The 17,220-nt window shown below is 67.3% G+C and carries 13 protein-coding genes; 10 read left to right on the top strand and 3 right to left on the bottom strand.

The features are described from left to right. Window positions 1-48: 48 nt before the first annotated feature. The 3 genes from GO608_RS11395 to GO608_RS11385 form a co-directional block, all read right to left on the bottom strand. Entirely contained in the window at window positions 49-1,677 is a 1,629-nt protein-coding gene (locus tag GO608_RS11395) for an AMP-binding protein (RefSeq protein WP_169199697.1), read from the bottom strand. Window positions 1,678-1,799: 122 nt separating this feature from the next. Then, on the bottom strand, window positions 1,800-3,815 hold the full coding sequence (locus GO608_RS11390) for a 3-hydroxyacyl-CoA dehydrogenase/enoyl-CoA hydratase family protein (RefSeq protein ID WP_169199698.1): 2,016 nt from the start codon (window positions 3,813-3,815) through the stop codon (window positions 1,800-1,802). 178 nt (window positions 3,816-3,993) lie between these two features. Further along, complete coding sequence (locus GO608_RS11385; RefSeq protein ID WP_169199699.1) at window positions 3,994-4,917, bottom strand: TetR/AcrR family transcriptional regulator; 924 nt, start codon at window positions 4,915-4,917, stop codon at window positions 3,994-3,996. Between the two features lie 252 nt (window positions 4,918-5,169). Here GO608_RS11385 and GO608_RS11380 point away from each other — a divergent pair, with 252 nt between their 5' ends. The 10 genes from GO608_RS11380 to GO608_RS11335 all read left to right on the top strand — a co-directional run bounded on the left by GO608_RS11380 (window position 5,170) and on the right by GO608_RS11335 (window position 17,218). Next, entirely contained in the window at window positions 5,170-5,853 is a 684-nt protein-coding gene (locus GO608_RS11380) for a GntR family transcriptional regulator (protein WP_169118380.1), read from the top strand. A gap of 123 nt (window positions 5,854-5,976) precedes the next feature. Beyond that, window positions 5,977-7,182 (top strand): thiolase family protein, encoded by a 1,206-nt coding sequence (locus tag GO608_RS11375; protein ID WP_169199700.1) that lies wholly within the window; start codon window positions 5,977-5,979, stop codon window positions 7,180-7,182. Window positions 7,183-7,326: 144 nt separating this feature from the next. Then, window positions 7,327-8,859 (top strand): acyl-CoA synthetase, encoded by a 1,533-nt coding sequence (locus tag GO608_RS11370; RefSeq protein WP_169199701.1) that lies wholly within the window; start codon window positions 7,327-7,329, stop codon window positions 8,857-8,859. Then, window positions 8,859-10,985, top strand: a complete 2,127-nt coding sequence (locus tag GO608_RS11365) for a hydantoinase/oxoprolinase family protein (protein ID WP_169199702.1) — start codon at window positions 8,859-8,861, stop codon at window positions 10,983-10,985. The genes GO608_RS11370 and GO608_RS11365 overlap by 1 nt, the downstream gene beginning before the upstream one ends. Beyond that, window positions 10,982-12,676: a hydantoinase B/oxoprolinase family protein gene (locus GO608_RS11360; RefSeq protein ID WP_169199703.1), complete on the top strand. Its 1,695-nt coding sequence runs from the start codon at window positions 10,982-10,984 to the stop codon at window positions 12,674-12,676. The genes GO608_RS11365 and GO608_RS11360 overlap by 4 nt, the downstream gene beginning before the upstream one ends. Next, the gene (iaaF, locus tag GO608_RS11355) at window positions 12,676-13,809 is read left to right on the top strand and encodes a benzylmalonyl-CoA dehydrogenase (protein WP_169199704.1); all 1,134 of its coding nucleotides are present in this window, start codon (window positions 12,676-12,678) and stop codon (window positions 13,807-13,809) included. The genes GO608_RS11360 and iaaF overlap by 1 nt, the downstream gene beginning before the upstream one ends. Continuing rightward, entirely contained in the window at window positions 13,806-14,225 is a 420-nt protein-coding gene (locus GO608_RS11350; RefSeq protein ID WP_169199705.1) for a cobalamin B12-binding domain-containing protein, read from the top strand. Before iaaF ends, GO608_RS11350 begins: the two co-directional genes overlap by 4 nt. Beyond that, window positions 14,222-15,835: an acyl-CoA mutase large subunit family protein gene (locus tag GO608_RS11345; protein WP_169199706.1), complete on the top strand. Its 1,614-nt coding sequence runs from the start codon at window positions 14,222-14,224 to the stop codon at window positions 15,833-15,835. Before GO608_RS11350 ends, GO608_RS11345 begins: the two co-directional genes overlap by 4 nt. Window positions 15,836-15,861: 26 nt before the next feature. Next, entirely contained in the window at window positions 15,862-16,740 is an 879-nt protein-coding gene (locus tag GO608_RS11340) for an FAD binding domain-containing protein (protein WP_211159509.1), read from the top strand. Beyond that, window positions 16,721-17,218: a (2Fe-2S)-binding protein gene (locus GO608_RS11335; RefSeq protein ID WP_169199707.1), complete on the top strand. Its 498-nt coding sequence runs from the start codon at window positions 16,721-16,723 to the stop codon at window positions 17,216-17,218. The genes GO608_RS11340 and GO608_RS11335 overlap by 20 nt, the downstream gene beginning before the upstream one ends. Window positions 17,219-17,220: the final 2 nt, after the last annotated feature.

Below are 17,220 nucleotides of genomic sequence, written 5' to 3'. Positions count from 1 at the left end.
CGGCGGCCGCTCGGCGCCGTCGTGCGCCCCCCGCTGTCGCTGTTCCGTTCAGGGGGCGGGATTGCGCAGCCGGAACCGCTGCAGCTTACCGGTTTCAGTGCGCGGCAGCTGGTCGAGGAACTCGACCGCACGCGGATATTTGTACGGCGCGATCGTGCGCTTGACGTAGTCCTGCAGTTCCCGGACGAGCGCAGCACCTGCTTCGTGGCCGGGTCTGATGACCACATAGGCTTTGACGATCTGCCCGCGCTCGGCATCCGGCACGCCGATCACCGCGCACTCGGCGACGGCCGGATGCTGCAGCAGCGCGTCTTCCACTTCCGGGGATCCGATGTTGTAGCCGGCCGACACGATCATGTCGTCGACGCGCGACTGGAAATGGAAGTACCCGTCGGCATCCATGATGTAGGCATCGCTGGTGTAGTTCCAGCCGTCCCTGACGTAGTCGGCCTGCCGCGGATCGTCGAGGTAGCGGCAGCCGGTCGGCCCTTTCACCGCGAGACGGCCGAGCGTGCCGGGCGGCACTTCCCGCCCGGCCTCATCGACGATGCGGGCACGGTAGCCGGGCACCACGGTGCCGGTGGCGCCGGGTCGCGCATGGGCTTCGTCGGCCGAGATGAAGATGTGGAACATCTCGGTCGCGCCGATGCCGTCGATCAGCTCGATGCCGGTGGCGTCTTTCCACAGCGCGCGTGTCGCCGCGGGCAGCACTTCACCGGCGGACACGCATTTCCTCAGCGGCCCGCCGTGCGGCGCGCCGAGCCGCCGCTCGCGGGCGCCATCGGCCATCGCGCGATACGACGTCGGTGCGGTGAAGAGAACCGTCGCGCCGAACTCGCCGATCGCATCGAGCAGCTGCGGCGGCGACGCCTGCTCGAGCAGGACGGTCGAGGCGCCGACACTCATCGGGAACAACACCAGGCCGCCCAGCGCAAAGGTGAACGCCAGCGGCGGACTGCCCATGAACACGTCGTCGGCCTGCGCTTTCAGCACGTGTTCGGGCCAGCACGCGCAGCTGGCGAGCAGGTCACGATGAAAATGCATCGTCGCTTTCGGCTGACCGGTCGTGCCCGACGTGAAGGCAAAAAGACAGGTGTCGTCGGCCGCAGTGGCGACGTTGTCGAACTGCCCGGAATGGTGCGCCATGTCCGCTTCGAGGCCGGTGCCGGACGGGCCGTTGAAAAAGCGCAGCTGCGCGAGCGTCGGATGCGCGCGCGCAGCGTCTTCGAGTTCGGCGCGCAGCGCGTACTCGCACAGCGCATGGGTGACACGGGCCTTGTCGATGACTTGGCCGAGCTCCTTCGCCCGCAGCAGCGGCATCGTCGTCACCGCGATGGCGCCGACTTTCATGACCGCGAACCAGCACGCGACCATCATCGGGTTGTTCGGCCCGCGCAGCAGCACCCGGTTGCCGGGGACGACGCCGAGGTCACGAACCAGCACATGCGCGATGCGGTTCGCGTGCCGTTGCAGATCGGCATAAGTCCAGTCGCTGCCGCCGGGCGCGCGCAGGCAGGTCCGATCCCCTTGGCCCCGCTCGATCCAGCGGTCCAGCAACTCGGTCGCGCAGTTCAGAAGCGGCGGGAACTGCAGCGATGGAAGGTCGAACAGGAATTCGGGCTGCTGCGCGACCGGGGGCAGATTGTCGCGCGCGAACGTATCAACGTGAGCCGTCATGTCATCTCCTCGCATCAGTCGACGGGTGGCGGAAGCCGTCGGACAAGGCGCAAAACGTCGCCGTGCACTCCCCGCCTCCGCTCGCGAAAGGAGCGGGGCGGGCGAAACATCCGGGCCTGGTCTTACGGCGTCTTCGTGAAGTCCGGCTTGCGCTTTTCCTGGAACGCGGTGATGCCTTCGCGCGCGGCGTGGGTGCAGGCGCTCTCGCCGAACGCGCGATAGCCGACTTCCAGCGCCTCGTCGAGCGTGCGGGCGGACGCCGCTTCGTGGATCGCGGATTCCATCAGGCGGATGACTTCGGCGCTCAGGACCTGCCCGTTCGCGGCTTTCGGTTCGATGCGGTCGAGCGGCGCGATGTCGATCGCCCCGTTCGGAATCCCCGCCACCTTGCCGGACAGCGCACGGACCCGCGCGACCGCGGCGCGCACCAGCCCCGGATAGTCGTCGGCGAGCTCGTCGATAACGCCGAGTTCGAGCGCACGCCCGGCCTTGAGGCGCTCGGCGCGGCGCAGCATGCCGTTGAACTCGCGCGACGCCTGCGGCCAGCGCCGGTACGGCACGACCATCGCGCCGATGCCGTGCACGATGCCGAGCGTGACTTCGGGCAGCTGCATCCACGCGTCCTTCAGCGCGACGATGCCGTGGCAGCGGATCGCCAGTTCGAAGCCGCCGCCGAGCACCATGCCGTTCAAGGCCGCGACGACCGGCTTCTTCATGCTGTCCAGATACACGAGGAGGCGCGAGCAGTCGCGCGCGTACTGCGCGGCGCCCGCCGCGTCGCCCAGCAGGCGCGGGAAGCGGCCGATGTCGGCGCCGGCGCAGAACGCGCGGTTGCCGTAGCCGGTGATGACGAAACCGGTGACTTCGGCGTCGTGTTCGTGCCGGCGGATCACCGACAGGATCTCGTCCGTCATCTCGTCGTGCAGCGCGTTCATCGCTTCGGGGCGGCGCAGCGTGATGACCTTGACGCCGTCGACATCATCGACGAGCACGTGTCGCAGGAAATCCTGGTACGCGGCAAACGAGCGTCGCGGCTCGGGCATTCCCGGTCGCTCCGCGCAGAAGCGTTCGACGATGCGGCCGGTCGTGTCATCTCCGAGGTCGCGCATCAGATCGAGCGGTCCCTTGCGGAATCCGAGCGCTTGGCGGCAGCCGAAATCCAGATCCGCCGGTTCGCCGATGTTGCGATCGAGGATGTCCGCGCTCTGTGAGAACAGCACGCCGAGCAGGCGCTCGCGCACGGCCTCGGCCGTTTCGGGCGACACCGGCACCGACTTGCCGGGGGCGACCGTGAGCCAGCGATCGACCGAGCGGAAGACCGGCGCGGGCCGGTAGTGCGGGCCTTCGATCTCGGCCTGCAGCGTGTTCGTCTCGGTGATGATCGGGTTGCCGTTCGCGAGGTTCAGCACGAAGAACGGGCCGGCATGGACGAACTCGGCCGCGACGGTGTCGATTTCGGCCGCAGTCGCGCGCTCGAGCAGCAGCGCCGACTCGTTGCACCAGTTGTCGAAAATCCGGTCGAGCATGAAGCACGCGACGTCGTCGGTGACGAGCGGCACTTTGCCGGTGCTGCAGAACAGCCAGCGCAGGTACTCGACGACTGCCGGGTCGGTTTTCTCCCAGCGCACGACTTCGACGACCGGGTTCTTCCACGCCGGGGCGAAGAAGTGCGTCACGGTGGCGCGGTCGGGGTGGCGCAGCTCGGCGAAAATCTGCGCGGCCGGCAGCGAACTGGTGTTCGACGTGATCAGCGCGTCGGGTCGCACGACCGCTTCGACGTCGGCGAAAATCCTGCGCTTCAGCGCGATGTTCTCGGTCGCCGCCTCGAGCACCCAGTCGGCGTCGGCGATGTCGCCGTAGTCGAGCGTGCCGGAGAGGTTCGCGGTCACCGCTCGGGCTTCGGCTTCGCTCATCTTGCCCTTCGCGACCGCTTTGGCCGCGTAGTCGTGGAAGCGCTGCAGCGCGCGGTCGAGCGCCGCCTGCGAGACATCGACGAGCGTGAGCTTCAGCTCCGGCAGCGCGCTCTTGAGGTAATAGCCGATATCCGGCCCGATCGTGCCGGCCCCGATGACGGCGACCGCGCGCGGCATGGGGCGGGACGAGCCCGCGAGCAAGGGATTGGCGAACGGGAGTGCCATGCGTGGGTTCCTTTGGTGTCGAGTGGGTCCGTGACCGGATCGCGGCGATGAGAGGCCGCCCGGTTTTTTATGTATACAGTATCCCGTACTCTTCCGCGAAAACGCAACTTCAATGTATCGTGGCGATCGCCCTGCAACGGCCTCCGCTCGCGCGCGGCTGCGGGGCCGGTCGAAACGGCTACGCGTCGTGCGGCCGCGGGGCCCGCTCGACGCCGTGGCGCAGCATGTCGACCATCGCGTCGGCGATCTCCTTCGGCGAGCGCCGGCCTTCGCGATACCAGATGTACACCCAGTTCATGGCGCTGAGCAGCAGCAGGCGCAGCAGCGTGCGGTCGGTGCCGGGCGCGAGCGGCAGCGCGTCGATGAGTTCGCGGTAGATGTTTTCATACGCTTCGCGCACCGGGCGGATTTTCGCGAACAACCCGTGGTGGCGGATCATCGCGAGATTGTGGCCGGTCACGCGGTCGACCGGAGAGCCGGTCGCGATGCCGCCGACATGGACTTCGCAGGCCCGCATGAGGCGTTCCCACGGATCGCGGGTTTCACCGATCGCGGCCGTGACCGCTGCCGTCAGGCGCCGGAAGCCTTCGCCGTGCACCGCCAGGTAGAGCTCGTCCTTCGATGCGAAATAGTGATAGACCGAGCCGGGCAAGAGCCCGACCTTGCGCGCGATGTCGCGGATCGAGCTGCGGTCGTAGCCCTGCTCCGCGAACAGCTCGGCAGCCGCGTTGAGGATCACCTGGCGGCGGTCGATCGGCTCTTCGACGGCATCTGCGGCCGCTCCGGGCGAGGCGCTGCGGACGAGCCGTGCGGTGAGCGCGCCGCGCTCGAGCAGCCCGCGCTGCGTGTCGGTGAGGGCCGCCAGTCCTTCGCGCGAACTGCCGGCAAGCGCCCGCAGGCGCTTGACCGCGGTCTCCAGGCCATGCTTCTGCCAGATGTAGCGCACGCCGGACGGCGAGATTGGCAGCCCGGCCTGGCGCAGCCGCTCTGCCACCGCGGCTTGGCCGAGCGCCGGCTCATCGCGCGACAGCCGCAGGATTTCGGCTTCGACCGCGGAAGGCTGGGCAGTGCTGTGTTCGGAAACGGTCGGGGGCTGAGTCATCGAAACCGGGGCATGGGAGGTCGGATGGGGACAGGATCATAACGAGCGCCGCGGCCCGATGCAGCAAATCGCGCAGCAGTTCCTATGTAACGCTGTCGGGAGCCGTGCCGAACCGCTACCCGCTTCCGCCTTCGCCACGATTGCAGTGTCGGATGTTCGTCCGTCTCCTCGCCTTTACATGCAAAAAAATACTGTATACAGTATTCATTCATCGGCCTTCGGCCCCGCATTTGCCCCTGCAAGGTTCTGCTCATGGTTCCGTCACTCAAACCTGTCGAACGTCCGCTTGCCCTCGGCGAGCAGGTGTATCACAAACTGCGCTCGCATCTGCGCAACGGCATGATCGTCGCCGGCCAGCCGCTGCAGGAAGTCCAGCTCGCCGAGCAGCTCGGCGTGTCGCGCACCCCGGTGCGCGAAGCGTTGCGGCGCCTGTCGAGCGAAGGCCTGCTGGTCTCCGACGGGCGCAGTTTCGTCGTCCCGGCGCTGACGCTCGACGACGTCAACGACATCTACGAGATCCGCTTTCTCGTCGAAACGGCGGCGATCCGCCGCATCGCCGCTTTCACGCAATCGCCGGCGATGCGCCGCTCGATCGACGACGCGCTCGCCGCGGCGGTGCGCGCGCACGAGGCGAACGACGCCGACGCTTTTCGCGAAGCCAACATCAGCTTTCGCGCCGCGTGGCTCGCGCTGGTGCCCAATCCGCGCCTCGTGCGCATCGTCGAACAGTACGCGGACCACATGCAGCGCATCCGCACGCTGACGCTCGGCGACGCGCAGATCCGCACGATCGTGCTGCGCGGGCTCGGCCGCATCGCCGCAGCGCTCGCCGCCGGCGATGGCGATGCCGCGGCAGCGGCGATGCACGAGCATCTGTCGGAAGCCAAGCACGCGTTCATCGTCGCGGTCGGCCTCGACGACAGCGCGGCCGGATAGCCGTCTCGCGCCTCGGCCCCACAGCATCCCGCCCCGACACGTCATACCTCCCCGCGAACAACCACGGAGACCGGAACGAATGAAGAGCATCCGCATCATCGGCACCGCAAAGGCGGTCCTGTCGTGAGCTACAAGGCCGAAATTCCGTACGGCGCTTACTGGAGCACGCCGTTCGCGCGCTGGCAGGGAAGCTTCGCAAATCTCCACAGCGTCCGCTTCGCAGCGCACGTCGCGCGCGAGGAGCTGGGCCGGCGCGCAATCGATCCCGCGCTGTTCGACTACGGCGTGCTCGGCTTCTCGGTGCCGCAACAGCACGCGTTCTACGGCCTGCCGTGGCTGACCGGCATGATCGGTGCAACGCGCGCCGGCGGCCCGACGATGATGCAGGCGTGTGCGACCGGAGTGCGCACGCTGCTCGCGGCGGCGCAGGAAATCGAATCGGACATGGCGAGCGTCGCGCTCGCGATCAACTGCGACCGCACGTCGAACGGACCGCACCTCTATTACCCGAATCCGCGCGCTCCCGGCGGCACCGGCAGCGCCGAAAACTGGGTCATGGACAACTTCGGCTGCGACCCGCTCGGCGGCCATTCGATGCTCGCCACCGCCGAGAACGTCGCGTCGAAACACAACGTCACGACCGCACAGCAACACGAACTGGTGTTGCGGCGCGAGCAGCAGTACGGCGACGCGCTGCGCGACGATTCGGCGTTCCTCAGGCGCTTCATGACGCTGCCTTTCGCGGTGCCGAGCGCGGACTTCCGCAAGACGGCCGCGACGCTCGACGGCGACGAAGGCACGTCCCGGTCGACGGCCGAGGGGCTCGCGAAGCTGCGGCCCGTCATCGACGGCGGCAGCGTGACGTTCGGCGCGCAGACGCACCCGGCCGACGGCAACGCCGCGATCGTCGTCACGACGCCGGACAAGGCGCGCGAGCTATCGGCGGACCCGAAGATCGCAGTCCGCCTGCACGGCTTCGGCCTCGCCCGGACGGAGCTTGCGTACATGCCCGAAGCGATGATCCCGGCCGCGCGCCGCGCGCTCGACCAGGCCGGACGCAGCATCGCCGACCTCGCCGCGATCAAGACGCACAACCCGTTCGCGGTGAACGACATCGTCTTCGCCCGCGAGACCGGCGCCGACCTCGCTTTGATGAACAACTACGGCTGCTCGCTCGTGTGGGGCCACCCGCAGGCGCCGATGGGCACGCGCGCGATCATCGAGCTGATCGAGGAGCTCGCGCTGCGCGGCGGCGGCTTCGGCCTCTTCACCGGCTGCGCGGCCGGCGACACGGCGATGGCGGTGGTGATCGAAGTATGTGACGCATAGGCAACGCAAGCTGCACGAGCTCCCCCGACGGGGAGCGACGAGAGGCGCAAAAGCGCCCGGACAGACGTACCCCGACCAGAGTGAAAGCGTGTTTATAGAGGCGCAAAAAGCGCCCGTGACGAGACAACTGGAGGAGGAGTGGGCATGGAGCTGTCCGAATGGATAGACCGCCACGCCGGGCTCGTGCCCGGCAAGACGGCAATCCGGTTCCCGGAGCGCGACCTGTCGTACGCGCAGCTGGCCGCGCTGGTCGAGCGGCTCGCGTCGGCGCTCAACGCGTCCGGCGTGAGGCATCGCAGCTGCGTCGCATATCTCGGCTACAACAGCCCGGAGATGCTCGCGACGCTGTTCGCCTGTGCGCGGCTCGGCGCGCTGTTCATGCCGCTGAACTGGCGCCTGGCCGGGCCGGAGCACCGGCAATTGCTCGCGGACTGTCCGCCGTCGGTGCTGCTCGTCGAGCCGCGCTTCGTCGCGCAGATCGACGCGTTCCGCGACGCGCTGGCGGACGTGACGCTGGTCGCGTTCGATGCGCCGCCGCAAGGCTGGATTTCGTACGACGCGCTGCTCGAGCGCAGCGGTGACGCAGTGGCGCGCGACCCGGAAGTCGGGCCGCAGACCCCGCTGCTGATCTGCTACACGTCGGGCACGACCGGCAAGCCGAAAGGGGCGCTGCTGTCGCAGGGCGCGCTGGGGTGGAACGCCGCGAACAGCATCGACCTGCACGAGCTGAGCACCGACGACCGCATCCTGACGACGCTGCCGCTGTTTCACGTCGGCGGGCTCAACAACCAGACGACTCCGGCGTTCTCCGTTGGCGCCACCGTCGTGCTGCATCCGAAGTTCGACGCCGACGCGACTTTCGACGCGATCGAGCAGGAACGCATCACGCTAACCGTGCTCGTGCCGGCGCAACTCGAAATGATGATCGCCCGCCCGCGCTGGGAGAGTGCCGACCTGTCGAGCCTGCGCATGATCACGACCGGCTCGACGATCGTCCCCGAGCGACTGATCCGCGAAGTGCACCGGCGCGGCGTGCCGCTCGTACAGATCTACGGCTCGACCGAGACTTGCCCGATCGCCGCGTACGTCAAGCCCGCAGACGCGCAACGCAAGGCCGGTTCGGCCGGTCGTGCGGCGCCGCACTGCAGCCTGCGCGTCGTCGGCGATGACGGGCGCGACGTGAAGCCGGGCGCGACCGGCGAAATCCTCGTGCGCGGCCCGAACGTCATGAGCGCGTACTGGAACGACCCGCAGGCGACTGCCGCAGTGCTCCAGGACGGGTGGTTTCGTACCGGGGACATGGGCCACCAGGACAGCGAAGGCTTTCTCTGGGTCGACGGGCGCAAGAAGGAAATGATCATCTCCGGCGGGGAGAACATCTATCCCGCCGAGATCGAGAACCTGCTCGGCGAATCGCCCAACATCGCCGAAGTAGCGGTCGTCGGCCGGCCCGACGAGCGCTGGGGCGAAGTCGTCGTCGCCGTCGTCGTGCCGCTCGAAGGCCGCACGCTCGACACGGGGCACGTGCTGCAGCTGCTGGAAGGCCGCATCGCCCGCTACAAGCTGCCGAAAGAGGTGGTGTTCCTCGACGAACTGCCGCGCACCGCGCTCGGCAAGGTCAGGAAGGATGACGTGCGCCGGCTGGTCGCACGGAAAACGTTCATGGAGCAGACCTGATGACACTGAAGATCGGAATCGACGTCGGCGGCACTTTCACCGATTTCGTCGTCACGCGCGACGGCGCCGAGCCAGCCATATTCAAGTCGCTGTCGACGCCGGCCGACCCGTCGATCGCGGTCGTGAATGGCCTCGCCGACATCGCCGCAAGCATGGACCCGCCGCTGTCGCTCGAAGCTTTCGCGCCGCTGATCGACACGATCGTGCATGGCACGACGGTGACGACGAACGCGACGCTGACCGGCAACGGCGCGAAATGCGGCCTCCTGACGACCGAAGGCGTGCGCGACGCGCTCGAGATGCGCCGCGGCGTGCGCGAAGAGCAGTACAACAACCGCTACACGAACGTGAAGCCGCTCGTCCCGCGTTATCTGCGCGCCGGCATTCCGGGACGGCTCGACCGCGACGGCCAACAGACCACGGCCCTCGACCTCGATGCAGTCGCGCAGGCGATCGAACTGTTCCGCCGCGAAGGCGTCGAGGCGGTGTCGATCTGCTTCATGAATTCGTTCGCGAACCCGGCGCACGAACAGGCCGCAGCCGAGCTCGTGCGCCGCGAACTGCCCGACGCGTACCTGTCGGTGTCGACCGACTTGCTGCCGTCGATCCGCTTCTACGAGCGCGTCAGCACGACCGCGCTCAATTCCTACGTCGGCCCGAAGCTCAACCACTACCTCGACCAGCTCGTCGGCCGGCTCGAGGGCATCGGCTTCGACGGCCTGCTGTTGATCATGCAGTCGAACGGCGGCGTGATCTCGCCGCAGCTCGCGCGCGAAAAAGCGGCGCTGACGCTGCTGTCGGGCCCGGCCGGCGGACCCGGCGCAGGTCTTTTCTACGTCCGCACGCACGGCCAGGACCGCTGCATCATCACCGACATGGGCGGCACGAGCTTCGAAGCGTCGGTCGCGGTCGGCTCGCCGATGATCAAGAACGACGGCGAAATCGCACGTCACAAGATCGCGCTGCCGATGCTCGACATCCACACGATCGGCGCCGGCGGCGGCTCGATCGGCTGGCTCGACGAAGGCGGCCTGCTGCGCATGGGGCCGCAGAGCGCCGGCGCCGATCCGGGACCGGCGTGCTACGGCAAAGGCGGAAAGCTGCCCGCGACGACCGACGCGAACGTCGTGCTCGGCTACCTCGACCCGGAATTCTTTGCCGGCGGAAAAATGAAGCTCGACGTCGAGGCCGCGCGCGCCGCGATCGAGGAGCACATCGCGACGCCGATGGGGCTCACGGTCGAGGAAGCTGCGGCGGGCATGTACCGCGTCGCGTGCAACAACATGGCGCAGGGCGTGCGCGAAGTGACGATCAAGCGGGGCTTCGACCCGCGCGAGTTCCCGTTCATCCCGGCCGGCGGCGCCGGCCCGATCCACTCGTGCCTGATCTGCGACGAACTCGAGATTCCGCTGCAGATCGTGCCGCGCGAGTCGTCCGTGCTGTGCGCGTTCGGCATGCTGATGAGCGAGTTGAAGCACGATTTCGTGCGCACGTTCGTGTCGCGCCTCGACGCGCTCGACTGGCCGAAACTCGGCGCCATCATCGACGAGATGGCGCTCGACGGCGCCGGCCAGCTCACCGAAGAGCGCATTCCGGACGCACGCCGCCGCTTCGACGTCAAGCTCGACTGCCGCTACGTGAAGCAGTACCACGAAGTGTCGTTCATCGTGCCGCACCGGCTGATCCAGGCGGGCGACGCGGCGGCGATCGCGGCGGCGTTCCACGCCGAGCACAACCGGCTGTACGGCTACTCGCTCGAACAGGAGGCAACGCCGGTCGAAGTCATCAACGTGCGCGTGCAGGCGATCGGCGTCACCGACAAGCCGGTCGCGCGCGAGGAACCGTGGGCGGGCGACGACGCGGCGCACGCGCTGAAAGGCCGGCGCGCCGTGTATATCCCCGAGACGAAGACGTTCCGCGACGTGCCGGTCTATGACGGTCACCGCATGCGCCACGGCAACCGCATCATTGGGCCGGCGATGATCGAGCAGGAGACCACTGCGATCTTCGTCAGCGCGGCATACGACTGCGTCGTCGACGCGCTCGGCTCGTTCGCGCTGTTCCGGAAAGGCCGCGAGGATCTCGTGAAGTCGTGCATCAAGGACAAGAAGGAGGCTCTGGCATGAGCGCCGTGACTATCGATCCGATCCTGCTCTCCGTCTATGCGCGGACGTTCCGCTCGATCACCGACGAGATGAGCATCTCGATGGAGCAGACGACACGCTCGCCGATCCTGTGCGAAGCGAAAGACTACGTCACCGGGCTGTACGACGGCGACGGCAACATGCTCGAACAGACCGAGAACCTGCCGATCCTCGCGTTCTCGCTCGCGCCGGTGTGCAAGTACATCAAGGAATATTTCGGCGACGAGATCTACCCCGGCGACGTGATTTTCCACAACGACGTGTTCAGCCTCGGCAACCAGAACAACGACGTCGCGGTGTTCAAGCCGGTGTTCTTCGAAGGCCGGCTCGTCGCCTGGACTGCGGTCAAAGGCCACCAGGCCGACATCGGCGGCAACGTCGCCGGCGGCTACAACCCGAACGCGGTCGAAGTGTGGCAGGAGGCGCTGCGCATCCCGCCGGTGAAAGTCGTCGAGAAAGGCAAGCTGCGCAAGGACGTCTGGAACCTGATTTTCGCCAACGTGCGGCTCGACATTGTGCAGCACGACATGAAAGCCGAGATGGGCGCCTGCACGGTCGGCGAGCGGCGGCTGCTCGAGCTGCTCGCCAAGTACGGCGTGCCGAGCTACGAAGCGCACAAAGAGGCGCTGTTCGACGCGACGCGCAAGATGATGGAAGCCGAGATCGCGAAGATCCCGAACGGCAGCTATTCGGGTGAAGGCAAAGTGTTCTACGACGGCCGCCACGTCGGCTCCGAATTCACGATCCGCGTCGACATCGAGGTCAAGGACAAGTCGATCCGCTTCGACTATTCGCGCACCGACCCGCAGACCAACGGCTTCGTCAACGGCACGTTCACGTCGAGCGCGTCGGCGACGATCCTCACCTTGCTGCAGATGGTGAACCCGGACATCCCGCACAACGAAGGCATGGTGCAGCCGATCGAGATCGTTATCCCGGAAGGCACGATCCTGAACGCTGCGTATCCGAAAGCGACGACGTTCGGCAACCACCTGTGCCCGCCGAACGCCGATGCGATCCAGCGCGCGCTGGCGCCGGTGATGCCCGAGCGCGTCACCGCCGGCTGGAACAACCTGCTCGCGAGCCTGACGACCGGCATCGACCCGCGCAACGGCGAGAAATACGTCGATATCGGTTTCATGGGCCTCAAGGGCGGCTCCGGCGCGATGCTCGGCACCGACGGCTACGACCACATCGGCATGATCGACGCGTCCGGCGGCGTGCTCGACCAGGACTACGAGATGTTCGAGCAGCAGACGCCGCACCGCCTGATCCGCCACGAACTGCTGACGGACTCGGCCGGCGCCGGCGAATGGCGCGGCGGGCTCGGCGTCGAGACGATCTTCGAGATCGGGTCGGAGAACACGCAGCTCGTGACGTTCGGCGACGGCGACTTCGAGCCGGCGTTCGGGCTCTTCGGCGGTGGCGAAGGCGGGCTCAACTTCATCCGCCTGAACTACCCGGACGGCACGACCGTCGTGCCGAAAAACAAGGACCTCATCACCGGCGTGCCGAAAGGCACGATCTACCACCAGGTCGCGAGCGGCGGCGGCGGCTACGGCGACCCGAAGCGCAGGAGCCGCAAGCTGCTCGCCGAGGAGATCCGCAACGGCGTGATCTCGGCAGAAGCTGCGCGCGAGAAGTACGGCTTCGATCCCGGGCAGGTGGCCTGATGGACTTCGATCTCACCGACGAACAACGCGCGATCCAGGACACGTTCGCGCGCTTCAGCGACGAGCGCATCGCGCCGCAGGCGGCCGCGCTCGACGAGGCGGGGGCGTTCCCGCGGGCGCTTTTCCGCGAGCTCGCCGAGCTCGGCTTTTTCGGCATGCGCTATCCCGAGTCGGTCGGCGGCTCGGGGCTCGCGCTGAGCGAGTTCTGCCTCGCGCTGTCCGAAGTCGCGCGTGGCTCGATGTCGCTCGCCGGCGCGGTCGCGATGCAGTCGCTGATGGGGACGAAGTTCCTGCACGCGCTGGGCAACGCCGACATCGTCGAGCGCCTCTTCAAGCCGGCACTGGCCGGCAACAAGATCGGCGCGATCTGCATGACCGAGCCGAACGCAGGCTCCGACCTCGAATCGATCGCGACGACCGCGACCAAAGTGGACGGCGGCTATCTCATCAACGGCCAGAAGACGTGGATCACGTCGGCTCCTGTCGCGGACTTCTTCACCGTGTTCGCGCGCGCCGGCGACGAGAAGAAGCTGACGATTTTCCTCGTCGAGAAGGACTTCCCGGGGATCACCATCGGGCGCGAAATCCACAAGATGGGCGTGTGGGCGCTGCCGACGTCCGAAGTCGCGTTCGACGGCTGTTTCGTGCCGGACAGCCACCGCCTGTCGAAAGAGGAAGGCGACGGCGAAGGGCATCTGAAGAAGACGCTCGCCGAGATCCGCATCATCACCGGCGCGATGGCGCTCGGCGTCGCGCGCGCGGCGCTCTTGGCTGCAGTGCGCTATGCCGGCGAGCGGAAACAGTTCGGCAAGCCGATCAACCGCTTCCAGGCGATCCAGCTCAAGCTCGCCGACATGGCGACCGGGCTCGAAGCCGCGACCGCCCTTGTCCACCGCGCCGCGTGGCTGTGCGACATGAAGCGCCCGCATCACAAGGAAGCCGCGATGGCGAAGCTGTTCGCGACCGAAACGGCCGCAAGCATCTGCGACGACGCGGCGCGCGTGCTCGCGTCGTACGGCTACGCGATGGAATACCCGGTGCAGCGGTATCTGCGCGACGTGCGCTTCACGCTGATCGGCGGCGGCACCAGTGAAATCCTGAAACTCGTCATTGCGAAGGAAGTGAGCTCATGAACGACACAGGACAGCAACGCAGGATCAAGGTCCTGCTCGCGAAGCCCGGCCTCGACGGCCACGACCAGGGCGCGAAGATCGTCGCCCGCGCGATGATGGACGCGGGCTTTGAAGTGATTTACACGGGCCTGCGGCAGACGCCCGAGCAGGTCGGGCGAATCGCACTCGAGGAGGACGTCGACGTCATCGCGCTCTCCAGCATGGCGGGCTCGCACCTGCCGTTCTGCCGCAAGCTGAAACCGCTGCTCGAAGAGAACGGTCTGCACGACAAGCTGTGGCTGATCGGCGGCAACCTGCCGGCGCAGGACCATGACGCGCTGCGCGAACTCGGCTTCAAGGGCATTTTCCCGACCGGCTCGAAGCTCGACGCGATCGTCGCTTATATCCGTGAGAACGTCCGGGAGCACGTCGCATGAACGATCGCGCGCAATCGACGCTGAAAATCATCACGAACGAATCAGGGCTCGAAGTCAAGCCGCTCTACACCGCGGCGGACGTCGAGGAGAGCGGCGGCACGACGATGCTCGGCGAGCCGGGCGAATACCCTTTCACGCGCGGCATCCACCGCGAGATGTACCGCAAGCAGCCCTGGACGATGCGCCAGTACGCCGGCTTCGGCAATCCGCATGACACGAACCAGCGCTTCAAGTACCTGATCGCGAACGGCCAGACCGGCCTGAACGTCGCGTTCGACCTGCCGACGCAGATCGGCCTCGACTCGGACGACCCGCTCGCCGCCGGCGAAATCGGCCGCGTCGGCATGTCGATCGACACGCTGCGCGACTTCGAGGTCGCGTTCGACGGCATCGACCTCGACAAGATCACCGTGTCGATGACGATCAACGGCGCCGCGGCGATCGCGATCGCGATGTACCTCGCGATGGCCGAGAAACGCGGCTACGACGTGAAGAAGCTGCGCGGCACCGCGCAGAACGACATCCTCAAGGAGTTCATCGGCCGCGGTACGTGGATCTTCCCGGTCGAGCCGTCGATCAAGCTCGTCGGCGACACGATCGAGTACTGCGCCGAGCACGCACCGAAGTACAGCCCGGTGTCGGTGTGCGGCTACCACATCCGCGAGTCCGGCGCGACGCCGGCGCAGGAGATGGCCTACGCGTTCTGCATCGCGAAGGCCTACGCCGACGAAGTCATCGCGCGCGGCCTGGCGGTCGACGAGTTCGCCGGGCGGCTGTCGTACAACTTCAACATCTTCGGCAACCTGTTCGAGCAGGTGTGCAAGTTCCGCGCGGGCCGCAGCCTGTGGGCGAAGATCATGAAGGAGGAGTACAAGGCCGAAAAACCCGGCTCGATGTGGCTGCGCATGATCGCGGCAGGCGGCGGCGGCGGGCTCACGTTCGAGCAGCCGGAACTCAATATCGTGCGCGGCGCATACTACGCGCTGATCAGCGCCTTGTCGGGCACGCAGACGATGGCGCTGTGCTCGTACGACGAGGCCTACACGATCCCGACCGAGTATTCGGCACGCATCTCGCTGCGCACGATGCAGATCCTCATCGAGGAGATGGGGATGACCGAGACGGTCGACCCGCTCGGTGGCTCGTACTACGTCGAGACGATGACGAACCGCATGCGTGACAAGATGGAGGAGATCATCGCCGAGACCGACGCGCAGGGCGGCATCGTCAAGCTCGTGTCCGAAGGGATCATCCAGGCGAAAGTCTCGGCGCAGGCGTACCAGATGCAACGCGACATCGAGTCCGGCAAGTTCCCGAAAGTCGGCGTCAACCGCTACCGCAACGAGCACGAGGACGAGCATCCGGTCGAGTTCCACCCGTACAACGAGGACGACGCGCGCGTGCAGGTGGACGGGCTGAACAAGGTGCGCGCCGAGCGCGACAGCGCGCACGTCGCGCGCACGCTCGCCGCCGTCAGCGAAGCCGCCCGTGCCGGCGCCAACGTCATGCCGGCGATCGTCGAGGCGGTCAAGGCCTACGCCAGCGTCGGCGAAATCACGAAGGAACTGGTGAAGGTCTACGGCCGTTACCAGGAACCGATCCGCTTCTGAGAGCACCGAGGAAGTCGAGGAAAGAAATGAGCGAAACCATTGAAGCTATCACGACCTACCTGGCGCCCCGGCGCCTCGACGAGGCGTTGCAGGCCATGGCGGACGGCGAGGCGACGGTATTGTGCGGCGGCACGGATCTCGCGCCGCAGACCGAATCCGGCGCGCGCCAGTACAAGGCGCGGCTGCTCAACATCAACCGCGTCGAGGGGCTGGGCGGCATCGCGGCCGACGGCGGCGAGATCCGCATCGGCGCGACGACGACCGTGGCCGAGATCCGCCGCAGCGCCGCGCTGGCCAAGATCGCGCCGGTGCTGGTCGAGGCGGCCGAGCATTTTGCCAGTGAACAGATACGCAACGCGGCCTCGCTGGGCGGCAACCTGTGCAACGCCTCACCGGCCGGCGACATGAGCCCGCCGCTGCTGGTGCTGGGCGCGGCGGTCGAACTCGCGTGCTGGCGCGACGGCGCCGCGCACACGCGCCGGGTGCCGCTGGAGCAGTTCTTCGTCGGCCCGGGCAAGACCGTCAAGCTGGCGCAGGAGCTGCTGACCGCGGTCGTGTTCGCGCGGCCCGCACCCGGCTTCGTCGCCCGCTTCCGCAAATCCGGCCCGCGCCCGGCGCTCGAAATCTCCACCGTTTCGGTGGCCCTCGGCGCGCGCGTCGCCGACGGCAGGCTGGGTGACGTGCGCGTCGCGATGGGGTCGGTGGCGCCGACGCCGTTGCGCGCCCGCCATGTCGAAGCCGCGCTCGAAGGCCGGCCGCTCGACGCGGCGACCGTCGCGGCGGCGGTCGCCGCGGCGGCCGAGGATGCCAAACCCATCGATGACGTGCGTGCCAGCGCCTGGTACCGCAGTCATCTCGTGAAAGTGTTCGTTGAAGAGGTACTCGATGATGTCCGTGGAAACTGAAATCCGCTTCTCGCTCAATGGCCGCCCGGTCAGCCTGAAGGTGCCGGCCACGATGAAGACGCTGGCGATGCTGCGCGACAGGCTCGGCATGACGGGCACCAAGTACGCCTGCGGCGAAGGCGAGTGCGGCGCCTGTACGATCGAGATCGACGGCAAGACCGTCAACAGTTGCCTGATGTACGCCGTCGATTGTGACGGACGCGAGGTCGTGACCATCGAGGGGCTGCGCACGCCCGAGGGCCTGCACCCGGTGCAGCAGGCCTTCGTCGACCACGGCGCGGTGCAGTGCGGCTTCTGCATGCCGGGCATGATCATGCAGTCGCGCAACCTGCTCGCCAACAACCCGGAGCTGACACGGGAACAGGCGCAACGGGGCCTCGAAGGCAATCTGTGCCGCTGCACCGGTTACACCAAGGTGCTGGATGCGGTCGACGCCGTCGCCGCAACGAACACGTGCGGCGGCAGGGCCAACCCGTAACC

Source organism: Aromatoleum buckelii (assembly GCF_012910785.2).
Taxonomy (GTDB): Bacteria; Pseudomonadota; Gammaproteobacteria; order Burkholderiales; family Rhodocyclaceae; genus Aromatoleum; species Aromatoleum buckelii.
This window is presented reverse-complemented; position numbering and strand designations above follow the sequence as displayed.

Bases quoted from the DNA above. Each gene is read 5' to 3' on its own strand.
- GO608_RS11395 (WP_169199697.1), bottom strand. From the start codon at position 1,677: ATGACGGCTCACGTTGATACGTTCGCGCGCGACAATCTGCCCCCGGTC.
- GO608_RS11390 (WP_169199698.1), bottom strand. From the start codon at position 3,815: ATGGCACTCCCGTTCGCCAATCCCTTGCTCGCGGGCTCGTCCCGCCCC.
- GO608_RS11385 (WP_169199699.1), bottom strand. From the start codon at position 4,917: ATGACTCAGCCCCCGACCGTTTCCGAACACAGCACTGCCCAGCCTTCC.
- GO608_RS11380 (WP_169118380.1), top strand. From the start codon at position 5,170: ATGGTTCCGTCACTCAAACCTGTCGAACGTCCGCTTGCCCTCGGCGAG.
- GO608_RS11370 (WP_169199701.1), top strand. From the start codon at position 7,327: ATGGAGCTGTCCGAATGGATAGACCGCCACGCCGGGCTCGTGCCCGGC.
- GO608_RS11365 (WP_169199702.1), top strand. From the start codon at position 8,859: ATGACACTGAAGATCGGAATCGACGTCGGCGGCACTTTCACCGATTTC.
- GO608_RS11360 (WP_169199703.1), top strand. From the start codon at position 10,982: ATGAGCGCCGTGACTATCGATCCGATCCTGCTCTCCGTCTATGCGCGG.
- iaaF (WP_169199704.1), top strand. From the start codon at position 12,676: ATGGACTTCGATCTCACCGACGAACAACGCGCGATCCAGGACACGTTC.
- GO608_RS11350 (WP_169199705.1), top strand. From the start codon at position 13,806: ATGAACGACACAGGACAGCAACGCAGGATCAAGGTCCTGCTCGCGAAG.
- GO608_RS11345 (WP_169199706.1), top strand. From the start codon at position 14,222: ATGAACGATCGCGCGCAATCGACGCTGAAAATCATCACGAACGAATCA.
- GO608_RS11340 (WP_211159509.1), top strand. From the start codon at position 15,862: ATGAGCGAAACCATTGAAGCTATCACGACCTACCTGGCGCCCCGGCGC.
- GO608_RS11335 (WP_169199707.1), top strand. From the start codon at position 16,721: ATGATGTCCGTGGAAACTGAAATCCGCTTCTCGCTCAATGGCCGCCCG.